The organism is Shouchella phoenicis, from assembly GCF_047238345.1.
In the GTDB taxonomy this organism is placed as follows: Bacteria; Bacillota; Bacilli; order Bacillales; family Bacillaceae_D; genus Shouchella.
Window position 1 is genome coordinate 2,307,205 of record NZ_JBDFMQ010000001.1, and the last position, 18,803, is coordinate 2,326,007.

Below are 18,803 nucleotides of genomic sequence, written 5' to 3' on the forward strand. Positions count from 1 at the left end.
TGAACACCCAAAAAGACGATTGATCTAAAGATCAATCGTCTTTGCTTTTTCGAGGTAAGACGTCTAATTAAAACGAGTTGCCGATTAAGTAGAACCTCATTTTTTCTCACTCTTACTTGGCTTTAATTATGCAATCGTGTTCTTTTGCTTGTTTTACTAATTTGTAGCACGATATACCGAGCTGTTCATCGACTTCTCGAAACACTTGTTTTTCCTCTGATATTGACGGCACGACATTTTTAAACATCGTATACGCCTCTCGAAGTTTTTTTGCTTCAACGCCTTTCTCTTGCGTCTGAGCAATTAAATCAAAAAACTCTGCGACGTCGACAATTTCTTGTTGACTCCATTCGTAACGGATTGGAATATTCATTCTTTCTCATCCTTTCATTTTTTAATAGCGAAATTGACCTTCATTTGCTATACTCTTCTTGCTTGCGTAAAATTAGACGCATGTGTGTTAAAGAAATGAGGTGTTCGTTTCATGGAATTTGATCAGCAAAAAACGCCTTTATTTACAGGGCTTAAACAATATGCAAGTAAAAATCCAACTCCTTTCCATATTCCCGGTCATAAAAAAGGGCAAGGTATGGAGCCGTCTTTTCGCGATTTTATTGGCGAAAATGCACTATCAATTGATCTCATTAATATTGCGCCACTAGATGATCTTCACCATCCACATGGCTTTATTCACGAAGCCCAGCAATTAGCAGCAAATGCTTTCGGTGCAGATTATACCTTTTTTTCGGTACAAGGTACAAGTGGTGCTATTATGACGATGATTATGAGTGTTTGCAAACCTGGTGATAAAATTATTGTTCCTCGGAACGTCCATAAATCGATTATGTCCGCCATTATCTTTTCAGGCGCCATGCCTGTGTTTGTTCACCCAGTTGTTGACCGTACGCATGGGATTGCACACGGCGTTACAACAGAATCAATTCAGCGTGCCATTGAGGCTCACCCCGATGCAAAAGCCGTCCTCGTCATTAACCCAACTTATTACGGCTTTGCATGTGATTTAAAAGAAATTGTAAAAATAGCTCACAGTGCATCAATACCTGTACTGGTTGATGAAGCACACGGGATTCATACTCATTTTTCAGACGACCTACCAATTAGTGCCATGGAAGCTGGGGCCGATATGGCTGCAACAAGCGTCCATAAGCTTGGCGGATCACTCACACAAAGTTCCGTATTAAATGTTAAATCTGGACTTGTATCGGTTGACCATACAACGGCGATCATGAGTATGTTAACAACAACATCGACGTCCTATCTCTTATTAGCTTCACTAGATGTTGCAAGAAAACATTTGGCAACAAAAGGTCGGTCTGAGCTCGCTCGAGTCATTGATCTTTCCCATTCTGCTCGCGAACGTTTAAATGCTATTGACGGAATCCATTGCGTAGGAACAGAGTGCTTAACGTCATCTGCAACATTCGCTCATGACCCAACGAAACTCTTTATCTCGTTAAATGAGTTATCAATTAGTGGGTATGAAGCCGAGGTTTGGTTGCGTGACAACTATGGAATTGAGGTAGAACTTTCTGATCTCTATAATATTCTTTGTATTATTACGCTTGGTGACGATCAGGCAAAGATTGATTTGCTTCTAAACGCTTTAACGGAATTAGCCCATTCCTTTAAACAATCGGAAAAGCAAACCGTTCAGCTTGATGTTAAAGTACCAGATATTCCAACCCTTGCCTTATCTCCTCGAGATGCGTTTTATGCGCAAACAGAATTTGTTTCTTTTCAAGAATCTACAGGGAGAATTATCGCTGAATTTATCATGGTGTATCCGCCCGGAATTCCCATTCTTAGTCCAGGCGAGCTCATTACTCAAGAGAATTTAGACTATGTAAAAGAAAATATAGCTGCCGGTCTACCTGTTCAAGGTCCAGAAGATCAAACACTTGCTTTTTTAAAGGTCATTAAAGAACAGTCAGCCATCGTATAAAAAAAAACAACGTAGCGAGAGATGCTACGTTGTTTTTTGTTTATTTATTTTTGTGATGAAGATGGCTTTGCGGATTTTGCCTGACAGTGCGTACAGTTTGATACAGCATAAAGGCGACTTACTTTCTCTCCCTCAAAGTGACCTAATGTCTGGCTGCAAACTTGACATATGAATGTTCCCACAATACATCCTCCTCAGTAATTGTAATCGCTTTCGTTTCCTTACTACCTATAATAGTATGTCTTATTATATTCGTCAACCTTTAATTAGTGTGTCACAATTATTTTTTAATCGCCTGATTAATGATCATATTTAGTTGCAGCCGAACATATAATAAAAACCCTCGCCAAAGGGCAAGGGTTTCATTTGTAATTATTTTAATTGATCAGGATCAACAAAGTCATAGCCTTTGTCTTGCAGACCAGTAACAATGTCTTCAAGGGCAGCGTTCGTCCACTCTCGATCGTGCATAAGAAGATTGCCACCATTCCCTAATTCCGGTGCGTTCACCATAATATCTGCAATTGCTTCTTCCGTCATATAACCTTCTGTAAAGTCATAGCCATACGTCCAGTTCATAAGCGTCATATCTTCTTGTTCCACAACTTCTTTTACATAATCCGTATTTGCTCCAAATGGTGCACGGAAAAATCTTGGTCGTTCTCCAATAATATCTTCAATCTTATCATTTAAATCAACAATCTCATTGTATTGTTCTTCTTCAGAGATTTCTCTTAAGTTCGGATGACTCATCGTATGATTCCCAATTTCAAAGCCCATTTCGTGAATTTGTTTTAATTCGTCAGCTTTTTCATCTGTGTTAATAAAGTGAGCATTCACAAAAAAGATTGCCGGAGCATTGAGTTCTTTCAATGTTTCCGCCATCTCAACACCATGCTTATCTGGTGCGTCATCAATTGTAAGTAAAACCACTTCTGGATCTGCATCTGTTCCTTCAATCGGTTCTACTGTCCACATATTTGGGTTAATTTCGTAAACAACTTCTACTTCTTCATCTTCACCTTCATCAGCTGAAGCTGCGTCTTCATTCTCAACCGCTTCGTCTTCTGTATCTTCTGTTTCACTATCTACTTCTGTATTTTGTTCTGTTTGCTCGTCCCCATCTACATTGACCGTTTCAGATGAATTGTCATTCTCATCAGAACCACAAGCTGATAAAGCAAGTAAACTTACAGCAGGTACTAAAAGCCATTTCTTCATTACGTTGACCCCTCTCAGAATGTTCTCGCCTCATCATAACATTTTTTTCCTTATTTCGACAGCAAAAAAGCAACTTGAAAAAAAGCCATCAATTCGACATATGTATAAAATTCCTCTTTTTTTTCATACTACAAACAGGTTTACTCACCCTCGGAAAAGGGTAAACAACGTTGTCTATATCAAGATGCATACTGGCACATTAAAATAATGTATGGTATGATTTTGTCTTGTTTTAAAAAATGAAAATCATTTGGAAAGGTTGACAATCAATATGAAGCAAGCAACGTCGGTATTTTACATCTCTGTTGCCGTTGCTCTTGCATTCATTTTTTGGGGTGTTGTTTTTCCAGAAAATATGCTAGAAGTGACAGAAAACATTCAAAGTTTTATTTCAACTGAATTAGGTTGGTTTTATTTACTATCCGCTACATTTTATGTTGCGGTCGGGATTTACCTAATTGTGAGCCCATTCGGAAGTATTCGTTTAGGAAAACCAGACGAAAAACCAGAATATACATATTTAACCTGGTTCGCTTTTTTATTTACAGCCGGTATGGGAATTGGACTTGTCTTTTGGGGTTCCGCTGAACCATTATCGCACTTTTTCACACCTGCTAATGCAGAACCTGGTACACAGCAAGCTGCTGCTGAAGCCATGCGTTATTCCATTTTCCACTGGGGCATACACCCTTGGGCCATTTATTCTGTGGTTGCATTAACGCTTGCGTATTTCCAATATCGAAAAGACGAACCTGCATTATTTAGTTCAACATTCCGTCCTCTTATTGGCCACCGTGTACACGGTCCAATTGGGAAAACAATTGATGTCTTTGTTGTTTTTGCCACAATCTTTGGTACGGCAACATCATTAGGATTTGGGGCTGCCCAAATTACGGCAGGTCTCATTTACTTATTCCCATCTCTTGATTCAATTGATTACAATGTATTTCAAATTGCAGTTATTCTAATTGTAACGGTATTATTCTCAATCTCAGCAACAACCGGTATTGATAAAGGCATCCGGATTTTAAGTAACTTTAATGTTCGTTTAGCCATCTTGTTAATGGCTTTCGTCTTGTTACTCGGACCGACCAGCTATATTATGGGTGTTTTCACGCAAGGAATTGGAAGCTACGTCCAAAACTTTTTTGGGATGAGCTTTAGTATGGATGTCTATGACCCTGACTCTTCTTGGGTGCAAGATTGGACCCTCTTCTACTGGGCTTGGTGGATTTCTTGGTCACCATTTGTTGGTGCGTTTATTGCCCGTGTTTCTCGCGGACGTACCATTCGAGAGTTCGTCATTGGCGTCATTGCTCTTCCTTCGTTATTCGGCGCCTTTTGGTTTAGCGTCTTCGGAGGATCAAGCATTTTCTTTGAAAGTAATGATGGTGGCTTGTATGCGCAAATGCAAGAAGGTGGAACAGAAATGGCGTTATTTGCCCTACTTGAACAGTTCCCACTCACCTTCTTTGTCGCCCTCATCACGGTTTTATTAATTGCTTCTTTCTTTATTACTTCTGCCGATTCAGCAACAGTTGTGTTAGGAATGCAAACAACTGGCGGTAATTTAAATCCACCAAATTCGGTAAAATTAATTTGGGGATTAATTATTGCAGGTACAGCGGGTGTCTTACTCGTGACAAGTGAAGAAGGTTTGGATGCCTTACAAACCGCCTCCATTATTGGCGCCTTCCCGTTTGCCATCATTATCATTCTCATGATCGTCTCTCTCTTTAAAGAGCTACGAAATGAGAAGGAAACATTAACGGTTAGTCGAGAACGTCTTCGCCAGGAGCGACTTGCTTTACGTAACGAACGTGAACGCGTTAAACGCGAGCAACAACTACTTAAGAAAGAGCGTCGTCGTCTGCAAAAAACAAACGATGAAGTAGAAAAAGACGATAACAAAGATAAAGAGTAAGCCAAAAAACACCTTCGAATTGAAGGTGTTTTTTTCCTTTCAACATTTTACGTTTTTTCCCTGTTTTATAAGGGTATGGAAACATAATGGTTAATTTCAAAGAGAGGATGGTAAAGAATGAAACAACGTCATATTGTCTTTACGATTTCGTTTAGTGCCATTATTCTCATTGCTATTTTTTCTTTGATACCTGGTTCAACGACTACAGGAAAATCTCATTCCAGCGAAAGCAGTCAAATCGTACTCATCTTATTCTCTGATGAGAATAAGCTTGCCAAAGAGCGTGTATACTACAATGCCATTCAACACTTACAAACAAATGACCTTTTCTCCTTTCATGAATTTATTTTTAAAGAATCAACAGATCGACGTTCTGTCTCATATTATGATGTTGATGTTGACACATTCCCCTGCCTACTCATTTATAAAGGGGAAGAAGAAGTGTTACGACTATCCGGCAAACAAGAGTTTGAACAAGTCGTTCGTGACATTCACCAATCAATAAAATAAGAGCAGATAAGCATAAACACTTATCTCCTCTTATTCCTTTCTATGATTTTGAATCAAACGCATCCCGTAAACCATCTCCAATAAAGTTAATGGCCAGAACGGTCAAGACGATACATAAACCAGGCGGAATCCAAGCTTCTGGATTATTTCGTAAAATCCTTACACTTTGTGCCTCCGTTAACATATTACCCCAAGTTGGTGTTGGCTGAGGAATACCAAAGCCAATAAAACTCAATGCCGATTCAGCCACTATCATTGAAGCCATCATAATGGTTGCATTTACAATGATCGGACCTACAGCATTGGGAATAAAATGCTTACGAATAATTCTTAAGTCTGAGCAACCAATACTTCTTGCACTTAATATGTATTCCTTTTCTCTAATGGAAAGAAACGTTCCACGTAACATCCGACAAATACCTGTCCACGATGTTAGGGCAATAACGAAAATGAAAATTGGAACGGTAATATTTTGCAACACGGCAACAATCGTTAAAAATAATAGTAAAAACGGAAAAATTAACATCCCATCTGTTACCCTCATAATAACTGAGTCAACTTTCCCTCCATAATATCCAGCTATTGATCCTAAGCTTCCACCGATTAGCACGGTAAAAAGCATTGCAAAAAAACCGACGGTCAACGAAATACGGGCACCGTGCACCAAGCGAGAAAAGTTATCTCGACCTGATTGATCTGTACCAAGAATGTTTTCACTATCTGCATTTGCTTCTACCTTTGCTAAGTTACTTTGTGTTGGGTCGTGGGTAGCAATAACATCAGCAAATATTGCGACTAGAACCATCAGTGCAAGGAACACAATTCCTGTAATCGCTAATTTATTTTTTTTGAAACGGTTAAATGCTAAACGTGTCGGGCTTAAGCTTTTTTCCTCTACATGCGTGAATTGAGGCGGTGAAGGCTGCATATCTACTCGTTTTGGTTCCAATGGTCTCACCTCAGTCTAATCGAATTCGTGGATCTGCTATCGCATAGCATATGTCTGCCAATAAATTTCCAACTAAGATTGTCATCGCTGCAATTAAGTTGATTGCCATAATAACTGGATAATCCCGATTTGCTAGTGATGAAACAAAGAGCGTTCCAATTCCTGGGTAACCAAAGACGGTTTCAATAATAATCGCCCCACTTAAGATCGTCCCAAACTCTATACCGAGCAACGTAATAATCGGAATTAAGGCATTTCGCAATGTATGCTTGTACAGAACTGAATTTGAGCCAACTCCTTTGGCACGTGCTGTTCGAATAAAATCGCTGCCTTTTAAATCAAGCATTTCTGATCGTAAGTAACGTAAAAAGACGGCTGTACTAGAGAGCCCTAACGTAATACCTGGTAATATTAAGTGATGAAGTCGACTAACAAACGCATCCCAGCCTGTTAAACTTGGTGAAGCCATTGACCCTTGAGTGGGCAGCCAACCTAATGTAAATGAAAATAAATAGATTCCTAGTAACGCTGCAAAGAAATTCGGTGTCGCTAATCCTAAAAACGCAAATGTTGTTGCACTATAGTCCAAAACAGAGTATTTCTTTCTTGACGAATAAATACCGATTGGGATAGCAAACAACAATGTGATAAACAACGAGAAAACACCTAAATAAAACGTATTATCTAAACGCTGTAAGATTAAGTCACTTACGTCTCTTCCATTAAAACTCATGGATTGACCTAAATCACCTTGAACGATATTTGATAACCAGTTCCAATATTGAACAATGAAAGGATCATTTAAGCCTAGCAAGTCTCTTTGTTGTTCCAAAACCTCTGCAGGTAAAGATGGGTCAACAATCTCTCCAGTTAACGCATCACCTGGAGCTAACCATGCGAAGAAAAAAACAACCATCGTTACAATGACAAGCATCGGTATAAATAACAGTAGTCGCCGGATAATAAATTTTGTCATCGTTTTTCCTCCTGTCTGCCTAACAAATGAAGAAAAGAAAGCAGCAGATAATCGTTGCTGCCCCCTTTACATCCCATTCCTACTCCGTTACGTACCATAAATGCGTATCGTTTGTGTACGTATGTGGCAAGAACTCTACACCTTGTAAACGAGAATTATAGACAGAGATTTCACTTTCTGCATAAAGAGGAAGAACATACGAGTTATCAATAAACAACTGTGCCCATTCCATATACTTCTCTTGTCTAAACTCTTGATTATCAAAAGCTTGATCTGGGTCAACCGCTTCTAAAAGTAGCTGATCCTGCTCGTCACTTTGGAAACGAGAATAGTTGAACATTGCCGTTGAACGATATAAATCTCCTGGATCCGGGTCACCAGAAGCTAAGCTCCAACCTGCAAGGTAAATATCTAAATCTTCATCTTCGTTGTTTTGAATGTTATCAAAGTAGACGCCTGCTTCCATTGGGTTTCGAACATTTGTGTTAATACCAACTTCCGCTAACTGCTCTGCTACAACTGGCGCTACACGCTCACGAACAGGATTTCCAAGTGGATAGTCGATATTTAAAACAAGCTCATTTCCGTCTGGATCCTCTACAAATCCATCGCCATCCGTATCCTCATAGCCAGCTTCTTCTAAGAGCGCTTTTGAATGTTCAGGATCATAAGTGAACCCTTCAACTCCTTCTGGATCGTACACCCATGAAGCTTCAGCAAACGGCGCGTCTAACATTTCGCCATGTCCTCTTAAGAAACTATCAATAAACAACTGACGATCAACGGCGCTAAAGATCGCTTCACGGAAACGGACATCTTCAAATTTCTCATTAGGTGTCCAAGCATCTGGATTAATCAAATCGTCGTTTGGTCCGTGGTTCATTTTTAATGACATATGTTGATAACCAAGTGCTGGCTGCTCATTAATCGTTAACGTTTCAACTGCATCAACTTGATCATAATCAGCCGCTGGGAAATAATTCGGCATAAAATCAAGCTCACCTTGCTCAAGCATTCCTGCCGATACACTTGCATCAACAACACGCCATGTAATTGCATCGAGTTCCGGTGCACCTTTCCAATAATCTTCATTGGCAACAAGTTCATAAGACTCATTTTCTAATACACTTTGTAATTTGAATGGTCCTGTTCCGATTACTTCGCCAGCATCCGTTGATGCAGCGTGATTCGGGAAGTCTTCTACCGCTACGCCTTCAAATTTATGCTGAGGGAAAATACCAATCGCTGTATCCGCTAATGCTTTTACGTTTGGCTCCTTGAAATAAAAACGAACTGTATGCTCATCAATCGCTTCTACCCCTTCAAACGTATCTGACTCACCGCTTGAATATTCTTCGTAGCCAACTAACGAACTAGCATATGAATGACGAGTTGCCCCTGTGCTTGTATAGCCAGGATCAGCAATAGAAGTGAACGTGAAGACAACGTCATCTGCTGTAAACGGCTCACCGTCATGCCACGTTACGCCTTCTTCTAAATGGTACGTAAGCTCTAACATGTCGTCACTAAATTCCCACTCACTTGCTAAGCCTGGCTCAAACTCAAGCTCACTATTTTGTGTCGTTAAACCTTCATTTACAAACGTAATAATGTTGTTATCGTATGTTGATGAATAAATGATTGGGTTAAATTGATTTTCTGGCGTAGATGTCATTCCGAGCGTTATTGATCCACCTTCGACTGCTTCTCCGCCTTCCCCTTCTTCGCCATCTGTTCCAGTTTCTGAATCTCCACCGTTACAAGCGACTAAAGCTGTTGCAAATACGGCCGTTGCTAGAAATGTGTAAAACGGCTTTTTCTTCATACATCTTCCCCCTTATGTGTATTTAACCATTTTTTTGGTAAGACCTTCGTATGTAGAAGCCTCACCTCCTCTATAAAATTCACGCTTATCCGCTTTTCTCTGTATACAAGTGACAGGCGACAAAATGATTTTGCGTATGTTCCACTAACTCCGGTCTTTCCTGTTTACAGCGATCATGCACATGTGGACATCTGGTGTGAAAGGCACAACCTACAGGCGGATTCGCTGGACTCGGCAACTCTCCTTTTAAGACAATTTTTTCTTTCTGAAACGTCACATCTGTAGATGGCACAGCGGAAATTAATGCTTCGGTATAAGGATGAAGTTTATTTTCATATAAATCAGATTTATTGGCAATTTCGACAATTCTTCCTAGGTACATCACCGCTACTCTTGAACTAATATGTTTGACAACACTTAAGTCATGAGCAATAAAAACATATGTAAGCTTAAATTCATCTTGTAAATCTTTCATTAAATTTAAGACTTGTGACTGTATCGATACATCTAGAGCGGAAACAGGCTCGTCACCAATAATTAAACTTGGTTTCGTACTCAACGCCCTGGCAATGCCAATTCGCTGCCGTTGCCCTCCAGAAAATTCATGTGGATACTTATCATACGATTGTTTCGGAAGACCGACGGTTTCTAATAATTCTTCGGCTCTTTTTTTCCGCTCTGCTTTTGTTTCGACCGTCTTATGAATAAGCAATGGCTCTTCAATTAGTTCCCCAATACTCATTCTTGGATTCAACGAAGCATATGGATCTTGGAAAACCATTTGCATATCGCGGCGATACGGTCTTAATTTTCGATTAGAGATGCCGGATATCTTTTCACCACGGAAATAAACGTCTCCATTCGTTTGATTTTGTAACTGCATCAAAATTCTTCCTAAAGTTGATTTTCCAGAGCCTGACTCGCCTACAATTCCAAGTGATTCTCCTTCAAAAATTTTTAATGAAATTCCATCTACTGCCTTTATATGTCCAACCCTTCGTTTTATGACACCTTGTTTTATTGGAAAGTGCATCTTAATGTCTTTTGCTTCTACAAGAACATCCATCATGAATGAACCTCTCTCTCTTGAAGACGTTGTTTGTCAGGTGTAAGCGATCCAGTTTCATACAATAGGCAACGAACTTTTCTACCACCTTCTGTTTCAATTAATGCAGGCATTTTGTCTGCACACAATTCTGTGGCAAAATCGCACCTCGAAGCAAAGCGACAGCCTGATGGAAACCGGTGAGCAGGAGGAACCATGCCTCGAATGGCATCTAACCGTTCTTTATCGTCTTCTAAGTTCGGCATACTTTTTAAAAGGCCTTGCGTATAAGGGTGGCTAGGATTTGTAAATAATTCATAGGCTGGTGCTTCTTCAACAATTTGTCCGCCGTACATGACAAGCACACGATCCGCTGTTTCAGCCACGACACCTAAGTCATGTGTAATTAATAAAATAGATGATTGAAACTCATTTTTTACTTTTAACATTAAGTCTAAAATTTGCTGTTGAATCGTTACATCTAAAGCGGTTGTTGGTTCGTCAGCGATTAGTAATTTTGGGTTACATGCCATTGCAATTGCGATCATCACACGCTGTCGCATTCCACCTGATAACTGATGTGGAAACTCTGTTAAACTTTCTTCAGCACGACTAAACCCAACCAGCCTCAGTAATTCAATTGCTCGTTCTTTCGCTTGTGCTTTTGATGTACGCGTATGCTTTCTTATTGTTTCAATAATCTGATTTCCAATTGAAAAAACGGGATTCAATGACGTCATTGGCTCTTGAAAAATCATTGCAATGTCTTTTCCACGATACTTGTCTAATTTTTTTGCAGACAACCCATTTAAGTTTGTTCCGTTTAGTACAATCTCACCAGATACTTCTCCCGGCGGATCAACTAAGCCCATAATAGACATGGAGGTCATACTTTTCCCGCTTCCAGATTCACCGACAAGCGCGACAACTTCATTCTGGGCAATATGAAAACTTACGCCATCTACAGCTTTAACTAAGCGATTTTTATCTACTTGAAAATACGTTTTAACATTATTAAGCTCCAGTAATGGCTTTCCCATTTCTACCTCCGTTGTTTTAATTTGCTAATTTTTTGATAATTATAGCACAAAAAGAACGTTTGCCAATCTTTTTTTGAAAGAATTTCTTACAGTATTTTATTTACGCAAAAAAAGTCCTTTATATGACTTTTACATCACATAAAGGACTACTGCTTACATTACATTGTGTGAATTGGTGTTCCAAGCGCTACTTCTGCTGTTTCCATTGTGATTTCACCAAGAGACGGGTGAGCATGAATCGTTAACGCAATATCTTCAGCAGTCATACCTGCTTCAATTGCAAGACCTACTTCAGCAATCATATCTGAAGCATTTGGCCCAGCAATTTGAGCACCGATTACTAACCCATCTTCTTTACGTGTAACAAGCTTCATGAAGCCGTCTGTATCGTTAAGAGATAGGGCACGACCATTTGCTGCAAACGGGAATTTCGCCGCTTTCGCATCATAGCCTGCTTCTTTTGCTTCCGCTTCTGTATAGCCAACTGTTGCAAGTTCAGGCTCTGAGAAACATACAGCCGGAATCGCTAAATAGTCGATCTCAGATGCTTCGCCACTAATTGCTTCTGCAGCAATTTTCGCTTCATAGGAAGCTTTATGCGCAAGCGCTGGACCTGGGACAATGTCACCAATCGCATAAATGTTTTTCACATTTGTACGACACTGCTTATCAATGTTGATGATTCCGCGATCCGTCATTTCAATCCCAATACCTTCAAGACCAAGCTCATCTGTATTTGGTGTACGGCCTACAGTTACAAGAACGTAGTCCGCTTCAATGACTGTTTCTTCACCTTTTACTTCAGCTGTTACTTTAACGCCTTTATCTGTTTCTTCTACACCTTTAGCCATTGCTTCTGTGTGGAAAGTAACATTATTAGCTTTAAGCTTTTTCTCAACCAATTTCGCCATCTGCTTTTCAAAGCCAGGTAAAATTTGTTTAGAACCTTCTAATACAGTGATTTCAGTACCTAGGTTTGCGTATGCACCTGTAAGCTCGATACCGATGTAACCTCCGCCAATAACAACCATTTTCTTCGGCACTTCTTTTAATGCAAGTGCGCCAGTTGAGTTAATAACGCGGTCTGTATATTTGAAAGAAGGAATTTCAATTGGACGTGAACCTGTAGCTATAATACAGTTCTTAAACTTGTACGTGCTTGAGTTCTTCTCATCCATAATTTTAACGGAATCCTCACCAGAGAAATAAGCTTCTCCACGGATGATTTCGACTTTATTTCCTTTTAACAATCCTTCAACGCCGCCTGTTAATTTATTAACGACAGAGCCTTTCCATTCTTGGACTTTGTCAAAGTTAACCGTGACGTTCTCAGCAATAATCCCCATATCTTCAGAAGATTTAGCTTGATGCGCACGGTGACCTGCTTGAATTAACGCTTTTGACGGAATACATCCAACGTTTAAACAAGCACCACCCATGCTATCTTTTTCAACGATTGTTACTTTTTGTCCAAGCTGGGCTGCGCGAATAGCAGCCACATAGCCTCCTGGACCAGAACCAATTACGAGCGTATCTACTTCTTGTGCGAAATCTCCTACAACCATGTCTTACCCCTCCATCAATAGTAATTGTGGGTCATTAAGCAAACGCTTGATTTGATTTAATGCACTTTGCGCTGTTACACCATCAATTAAACGGTGATCATAGCTAATTGATAGTGATAGCATTGTGCCCACAACAATTTCGCCATCTTTTACGACTGGCTTCTCTTCAATTCGACCAATCCCAAGAATCATTACTTCTGGGTGGTTAATTACTGGCGTAAACCATTGTCCACTTGCAGAACCAAGGTTGGAAATTGTTGCTGATCCGCCTTGCATATCTGCAGCAGAAAGTTTACCATCACGGGCTTTTCCAGCTAGCTCATTAATTTCATCTGCCAATTGGAAGATTGATTTACGGTCTGCGTCTTTAACAACTGGAACAACTAAACCTTGATCCGTGTCTGCTGCGATTCCAATGTTAAAGTACTTTTTGTAAACAATTTCGCCTGCTTCGTCATCAATTGATGCGTTCATGGCAGGGTACTTACGGATTGCAGACGTTAACGCTTTGACAACGTAAGGAAGATACGTTAGCTTCGTTCCTTGATCAGCTGCAATTTGCTTGTACTGTTTACGATGAGCAACTAGTGCTGTTACATCAATTTCGTCAAGATGTGTAACGTGAGGTGCTGTTTGCTTCGACTTCACCATTGCTTTGGCAATTGCTTTACGGATACCTTTTAACGGTACTCGCTCTTCTAATTGTTCACTAGAAGCAGCCGGTGCAGAAGTTGTTGCTTTTGATTCTTTTTCTTCTTGTTGATCAGCTGCAGAAGACCTGTCTTCGCTTTGATCGCCAGATAAGAATGCATCCACATCTTCTTTTACAACGCGACCATTTTTACCAGAGCCTTTTACACTTGAAATCGTTACGCCTTTTTCGCGCGCATATTTACGCACAGATGGCATCGCAATTACACGAGCGTCGTCGCTTGAATCTGAATCTGCTGACGGAGCAGCTTTTTCTTCTGTTTTTTCTTCTTCAGAAGAAGCTTCTGCTTTATCGTCTTTCCCAGACTCTTCGCTACCACTTTCTTCTTCACCATCGTCTTCAGAACCGTCATCAATGACTAAGATAACGTCTCCAACGTAGCTTGTTGTTCCTTCGTCTACTTTTACTTCAAGTACTTTCCCATCAACTGGAGATGGCAGTTCCACTACAGATTTGTCGTTTTGTACTTCAAGAAGGATATCATCTTCTTTAATTTCGTCGCCTTCTTTGACAAACCATTTTACAATTTCGCCTTCATGGATTCCTTCGCCCACTTCTGGCAGTTTATATTTATAAGCCACGGCTAAGCGCCTCCTTCATTATAACTCGAATTCAATCTCTATAAAAGAAAGAACGACCTAGTTTTCGACTAGCTTCGTCACTTTCTTCGTTTCGTTACTTAAAAGTTAATAACTTCTTTCGCCTTATCAACAATAATTGCTGGGTTTGGCAACCATGCATCTTCAACTGCAGCGAATGGATAAACCGTGTCAGGTGAAGTGACACGAAGTACAGGTGCTTCTAATGAAAGAATCGCACGCTCTGTAATTTCTGCCACGATTTGTGATGCAATTCCAGCTTGCTTTTGTGCTTCTTGTACAACAATTGCACGGTTTGTTTTTTCAACAGACGCAACAACCGTTTCCACATCAAATGGGCTAACCGTCATTAAATCGATTACTTCTGCTTCAATGCCTTCTTCAGCAAGCTCTTCTGCAGCTTTCATCGAAGCTTGTACCATAGCACCATAAGCGATGATCGTAATATCTTTTCCTTCACGCTTCGTATCAGCTTTCCCTAGCTCAATTGTGTATTCATCTTCAGGAACATCCTGACGGAATGAACGATACAATTTCATGTGCTCAAGGAATACAACGGGATCGTTGTCACGAATCGCTGAGATTAAAAGACCTTTTGCATCATACGGGTTAGATGGAATAACGACTTTAAGTCCAGGTGTTTGTGCCATTAACCCTTCTAAAGAATCTGCGTGCATTTCAGGTGTTTTCACACCGCCGCCAAATGGAGAGCGAACCGTAACAGGCATTGTTTGCTTATTGCCTGAACGGAAACGCCAGCGTGACATTTGACCTGCAATTGAATCAAATACTTCAAATACGAAACCGAAGAATTGAATTTCCATTACAGGACGGTGTCCAGTAAGGGCTAAACCAATCGCTAAACCACCGATACCAGATTCAGCAAGTGGTGTATCAAATACACGCTCTTCACCGAATTCTTTTTGTAAACCTTCTGTTACACGGAAAACGCCGCCGTTTTGGCCGACATCTTCACCAAAAACGAGTACATCTTCATCTTTGCTAAGCTCATTACGCATGGCATCCGTAATCGCTTGCGCCATTGTCCAATTACCCATGGGTTACTTCGACTCCTTTGCCGTATACTCTTCCAATTGCTCACGAATGTTCACTGGAGGATTTTCAAACATGAACCCTAGCAAGTCTGTAACGTTTTGCTTAGGTGTTTGGTCTGCATCTTTAATCGCTTGTTTGATTTCCTCTTTTGCTTGTTCAACGACTTCGTTTTCTTTCTCTTCACTCCAAAGCTTTTTGCCTTCAAGGAATTTACGGAAACGAATAAGTGGATCTTTCTTCGCCCACTCGTCATCTTCTTCAGATGTACGGTAACGAGTTGGATCATCACCAGCCATTGTGTGAGCACCATAACGATACGTTAATGTTTCAATTAATGTAGGACCTTCTCCAGCTAATGCGCGCTTACGAGCGTCAAGTGTTGCTTTATACACTGCAAGTACGTCCATTCCATCTACCTGAATGCCTTCAATTCCAGCAGCAACTGCTTTTTGCGCAATCGTTTTTGCAGCAGATTGCTTTTCCACTGGTACAGAAATTGCAAAACGGTTGTTTTGAACGATGAATACAGCAGGCGCATTGTATGCACCAGCAAAGTTAATTCCTTCGTAGAAATCACCTTGTGACGCACCGCCATCACCTGTATATGTGATTGCAATGTTATCTTTCTTTTTACGCTTAAGTCCAAGCGCAACACCTGTAGTTTGGATTATCTGTGCACCGATAATGATTTGTGGAACCACAATGTTTAGTCCATCTTCATATTGGCTTCCTTTAAAGTGGCCACGAGACCATAAAAACGCTTGGTGTAATGGCAAACCATGGAATACAATTTGTGGGATATCACGGTACCCAGGCAAGATCCAGTCTTGTTGGTCTAACGCAAAGTGAGAACCAAGTTGAGATGCCTCTTGTCCTGCTGTAGGCGCGTAGAAACCTAATCGTCCTTGTCTGTTTAGAGAGATCGCACGCTGATCCCAAATACGCGTGTAGACCATACGGCGCATTAATTCTTGTAATTGTTCGTCGCTTAAATCAGGCATTTCTGATTCATTTACGACTTCTCCTTCTTCGTTAAGAATCTGGAAGGTCTCAAATTGTTCTTCAACTTGATCAATTGTTCTTGTACTCAATTTGTTCACCAATCCTTTCAGTTAGTTAAAAGCGGTATGTGAAATCTTGCTTGTATACGTTTTTCATATGAAAAATGCACTGTTAGCATGCCCAATCCTAAAGATTACATAACCGCAATAAGACGTTGTTAAACCAGACAGTTGTTTACGTAAGAAACATGCGGTCATCTGTTACAATGAAATGGAATATCTAGTAGTACAACTCCCTACTGATTGTTAGTCTACATGAATGACCTAACAATCGTCAATCCTTTTGCACACTTATTAATTGCGATTTTAATAACAATCTTTGGAAACGCTTCAAAAATACATGTGTTATAGTATACATCAAATCTGAACTAATACAGATAGGTTTTTAAGTGTTTCCATGTAACCGCAATCAATCAAAACACTTTCCCCGCGCCCTTTTAAATATAAAAAAGCTCATCGACATGGTCGACAAGCTAAAGCTTATTCAAAACTTACTTCTAAATCAGACGCTTCGTAAAATTCACGTTTTGCATCATTATACGCTGTCGTATATTCGTTAAACTGCTCCGTTGCTTCACGACGTTCTTCATACTTTTGGTTTGTTTCCTCTATGTGTGCGGTTAATGTTTCTGCATCTAAATCTTCATCTTTAAGCATTTCATATAATTGTTCATCCAAGTCTAACGATTCTTCATAAATAGTATGTAAGTCTTGATAGCTTGCATAGCGATTATCCATCGCTTCTTGAACATTAGTTGCTAAGTCAACCAAATTGTCGTCCTCTAGTTCGGAAAAATCACTTACGGCATCTTCAAACGCACTAAAACCTTCTTCAATGCTTTCTTTTTCCTCTGCGAGCAGTTCACGACGTTCGTTAACAGATGCAATTGCTTGATCCGATAATTCGACGATTTCATCGTAAGCATCCATATCTAAATCGACAATTTGCGAATAAAGCTCTGCTTCTTGCTCCTCAGCATCTAACATTGGTTGCTGTAGCTCATCAAAACCTTCATTTTCTATTTCAGCGGCTTCTTCTAACGAGCTATGAATCGACTCTGTAGCGGTTTGTCCACGAGCTGCTAAAAACAAGCTTGAAAAGGCTACAGTAGCGATAAACTTTTTCGACAAAAACCTCTCCTCCTTCGAGTTTTCTCAACTTCTTTTTCTCTTCTCTCACAATATCTAACAAATAGGTATTTGGCAAGCATTTACTTTTATTTTAAAAAATAAATAGGCATTTATCCAAACATCTTTAAGACTTCTGCATAGGATAGCTATATAAATCGCCTAGTGTGGTGGTTATTAAAGGAGGAATTTCAAACATGAGCTACGCTGAAAAATACGGATATAACTACGGGTACGATCAATGCTGTGAGCCTTATGGATACGGATATGGCTACGCACAACAGAACTGCGGTGGCGGTGGTGGTAAAGGATTTGCACTAATCGTTGTTCTCTTCATTCTATTAATTATCGTTGGTGCATCTTGGTTTGCCGGCGGCGTTGACGAAGGTCCAGACTGTGGTCCAGGTCCTGGTCCTGGTCACGGTCCGAAAAAATAAGAAATATAAGCGAAAAAAGCGACACGAGGAATTCGTGTCGCTTTTTTCTGCTTGCACATAAGAATAATAATCCTTAAACTATTGAAAGATAGGGAAAGGAGTGGTACTTATATGATTACGATGAATGATGTTGTTCGTGAAGGACATCCTGTTTTAAGAAAAGTGGCTGAACCAGTCAGCATTCCATTAAGTGATGAAGACCGCAATACGCTCACATCGATGCTTGAATTCTTAAAGAATAGCCAAGACCCTGAGTTGGCGGAGAAGTACGACTTGCGCCCAGGGGTCGGTCTTGCCGCGCCACAAATCGGTATTTCAAAACGGTTGTTTGCTGTGCATTCGATGGATGAGAACGATAAACTATATAGTTTAGGAATTGCGAACCCTAAAGTCATTAGCCATTCAATTGAACAAAATCAATTAGAAAATGGAGAAGGATGCCTTTCCGTTGATCGTGAAGTTGAAGGCATTGTTCCGAGACATGCCCGTTTAACGATAAAAGGAATCGATCATAACAACGAAGAAGTAACATTACGTTTACGCGGATACATCGCCATTGTTTTTCAACATGAACTCGACCATTTAGACGGTGTCATGTTTTATGATCGCATTGAAGGACTAGAAGATCCATTTAAACAGCCCGTACCTGGTTATGCATTATAATTCCCAAAAACCCCCTCGTGTTTTTTCTTAGCTTAGCTACAAACTAAGAGCAAAAGTAGAGAGGGGTTTTTTCTTTTGTTAAAAAAATGGCGCGAAAAACTCTTAAAACGGTGCAAAGACCTTTTACCA

Annotated in this window: 17 protein-coding genes and 1 pseudogene; 5 read left to right on the plus strand and 13 right to left on the minus strand. The window is 40.1% G+C overall.

Annotated features, from left to right (window positions below):
- Nucleotides 1-112: 112 nt before the first annotated feature.
- Complete coding sequence (locus ABC361_RS12360; RefSeq protein ID WP_413074250.1) at nucleotides 113-373, minus strand: UPF0223 family protein; 261 nt, start codon at nucleotides 371-373, stop codon at nucleotides 113-115.
- 111 nt (nucleotides 374-484) lie between these two features.
- Here ABC361_RS12360 and ABC361_RS12365 point away from each other — a divergent pair, with 111 nt between their 5' ends.
- Nucleotides 485-1,963 carry an aminotransferase class I/II-fold pyridoxal phosphate-dependent enzyme gene (locus tag ABC361_RS12365; protein WP_413074251.1) on the plus strand — a complete coding sequence of 493 codons (1,479 nt, stop codon included), beginning with the start codon at nucleotides 485-487 and terminating at the stop codon, nucleotides 1,961-1,963.
- A 44-nt stretch (nucleotides 1,964-2,007) separates the two neighbouring features.
- Here the strand turns inward: ABC361_RS12365 and ABC361_RS12370 are convergent, their stop codons facing one another.
- Both ABC361_RS12370 and ABC361_RS12375 read right to left on the minus strand, forming a co-directional pair.
- Nucleotides 2,008-2,145 (minus strand): GapA-binding peptide SR1P, encoded by a 138-nt coding sequence (locus ABC361_RS12370; protein ID WP_099301196.1) that lies wholly within the window; start codon nucleotides 2,143-2,145, stop codon nucleotides 2,008-2,010.
- Nucleotides 2,146-2,335: 190 nt separating this feature from the next.
- Complete coding sequence (locus ABC361_RS12375) at nucleotides 2,336-3,184, minus strand: polysaccharide deacetylase family protein (protein WP_413074252.1); 849 nt, start codon at nucleotides 3,182-3,184, stop codon at nucleotides 2,336-2,338.
- 271 nt (nucleotides 3,185-3,455) lie between these two features.
- Here ABC361_RS12375 and ABC361_RS12380 point away from each other — a divergent pair, with 271 nt between their 5' ends.
- Nucleotides 3,456-5,108, plus strand: coding sequence for a glycine betaine uptake BCCT transporter (locus tag ABC361_RS12380; RefSeq protein ID WP_413074253.1), 1,653 nt, complete (start codon nucleotides 3,456-3,458; stop codon nucleotides 5,106-5,108).
- 117 nt (nucleotides 5,109-5,225) lie between these two features.
- Nucleotides 5,226-5,618: a hypothetical protein gene (locus ABC361_RS12385; protein ID WP_413074254.1), complete on the plus strand. Its 393-nt coding sequence runs from the start codon at nucleotides 5,226-5,228 to the stop codon at nucleotides 5,616-5,618.
- A 40-nt stretch (nucleotides 5,619-5,658) separates the two neighbouring features.
- On the opposite strand, the gene opp4C is transcribed toward ABC361_RS12385, so the two are convergent.
- From opp4C to ABC361_RS12435, 10 genes are all read right to left on the minus strand, one after another.
- On the minus strand, nucleotides 5,659-6,546 hold the full coding sequence (opp4C, locus tag ABC361_RS12390; RefSeq protein WP_413075769.1) for an oligopeptide ABC transporter permease: 888 nt from the start codon (nucleotides 6,544-6,546) through the stop codon (nucleotides 5,659-5,661).
- Between the two features lie 31 nt (nucleotides 6,547-6,577).
- Nucleotides 6,578-7,543, minus strand: coding sequence for an ABC transporter permease (locus tag ABC361_RS12395; protein ID WP_413074255.1), 966 nt, complete (start codon nucleotides 7,541-7,543; stop codon nucleotides 6,578-6,580).
- A gap of 79 nt (nucleotides 7,544-7,622) precedes the next feature.
- Nucleotides 7,623-9,368 carry an ABC transporter substrate-binding protein gene (locus ABC361_RS12400; RefSeq protein ID WP_413074256.1) on the minus strand — a complete coding sequence of 582 codons (1,746 nt, stop codon included), beginning with the start codon at nucleotides 9,366-9,368 and terminating at the stop codon, nucleotides 7,623-7,625.
- Nucleotides 9,369-9,453: 85 nt separating this feature from the next.
- On the minus strand, nucleotides 9,454-10,437 hold the full coding sequence (locus ABC361_RS12405) for an ABC transporter ATP-binding protein (protein ID WP_413074257.1): 984 nt from the start codon (nucleotides 10,435-10,437) through the stop codon (nucleotides 9,454-9,456).
- Nucleotides 10,434-11,453 carry an ABC transporter ATP-binding protein gene (locus ABC361_RS12410; RefSeq protein ID WP_413074258.1) on the minus strand — a complete coding sequence of 340 codons (1,020 nt, stop codon included), beginning with the start codon at nucleotides 11,451-11,453 and terminating at the stop codon, nucleotides 10,434-10,436. Before ABC361_RS12410 ends, ABC361_RS12405 begins: the two co-directional genes overlap by 4 nt.
- Before the next feature lie 158 nt (nucleotides 11,454-11,611).
- Nucleotides 11,612-13,018, minus strand: coding sequence for a dihydrolipoyl dehydrogenase (lpdA, locus tag ABC361_RS12415; protein ID WP_413074259.1), 1,407 nt, complete (start codon nucleotides 13,016-13,018; stop codon nucleotides 11,612-11,614).
- Between the two features lie 3 nt (nucleotides 13,019-13,021).
- The gene (locus ABC361_RS12420; RefSeq protein ID WP_413074260.1) at nucleotides 13,022-14,311 is read right to left on the minus strand and encodes a dihydrolipoamide acetyltransferase family protein; all 1,290 of its coding nucleotides are present in this window, start codon (nucleotides 14,309-14,311) and stop codon (nucleotides 13,022-13,024) included.
- A gap of 98 nt (nucleotides 14,312-14,409) precedes the next feature.
- On the minus strand, nucleotides 14,410-15,387 hold the full coding sequence (locus ABC361_RS12425) for an alpha-ketoacid dehydrogenase subunit beta (RefSeq protein WP_413074261.1): 978 nt from the start codon (nucleotides 15,385-15,387) through the stop codon (nucleotides 14,410-14,412).
- A 3-nt stretch (nucleotides 15,388-15,390) separates the two neighbouring features.
- The gene (pdhA, locus tag ABC361_RS12430; RefSeq protein WP_413074262.1) at nucleotides 15,391-16,476 is read right to left on the minus strand and encodes a pyruvate dehydrogenase (acetyl-transferring) E1 component subunit alpha; all 1,086 of its coding nucleotides are present in this window, start codon (nucleotides 16,474-16,476) and stop codon (nucleotides 15,391-15,393) included.
- Nucleotides 16,477-16,926: 450 nt separating this feature from the next.
- Nucleotides 16,927-17,577 (minus strand): YkyA family protein, encoded by a 651-nt coding sequence (locus ABC361_RS12435; RefSeq protein WP_413074263.1) that lies wholly within the window; start codon nucleotides 17,575-17,577, stop codon nucleotides 16,927-16,929.
- A gap of 299 nt (nucleotides 17,578-17,876) precedes the next feature.
- On the opposite strand from ABC361_RS12435, the pseudogene ABC361_RS12440 reads away from it, so the two are divergent.
- A pseudogene (locus ABC361_RS12440) lies at nucleotides 17,877-17,948 on the plus strand (YjcZ family sporulation protein); the annotation flags it as partial.
- Between the two features lie 174 nt (nucleotides 17,949-18,122).
- Nucleotides 18,123-18,674: a peptide deformylase gene (def, locus tag ABC361_RS12445; protein ID WP_413074264.1), complete on the plus strand. Its 552-nt coding sequence runs from the start codon at nucleotides 18,123-18,125 to the stop codon at nucleotides 18,672-18,674.
- The last annotated feature ends 129 nt before the right edge of the window (nucleotides 18,675-18,803 follow it).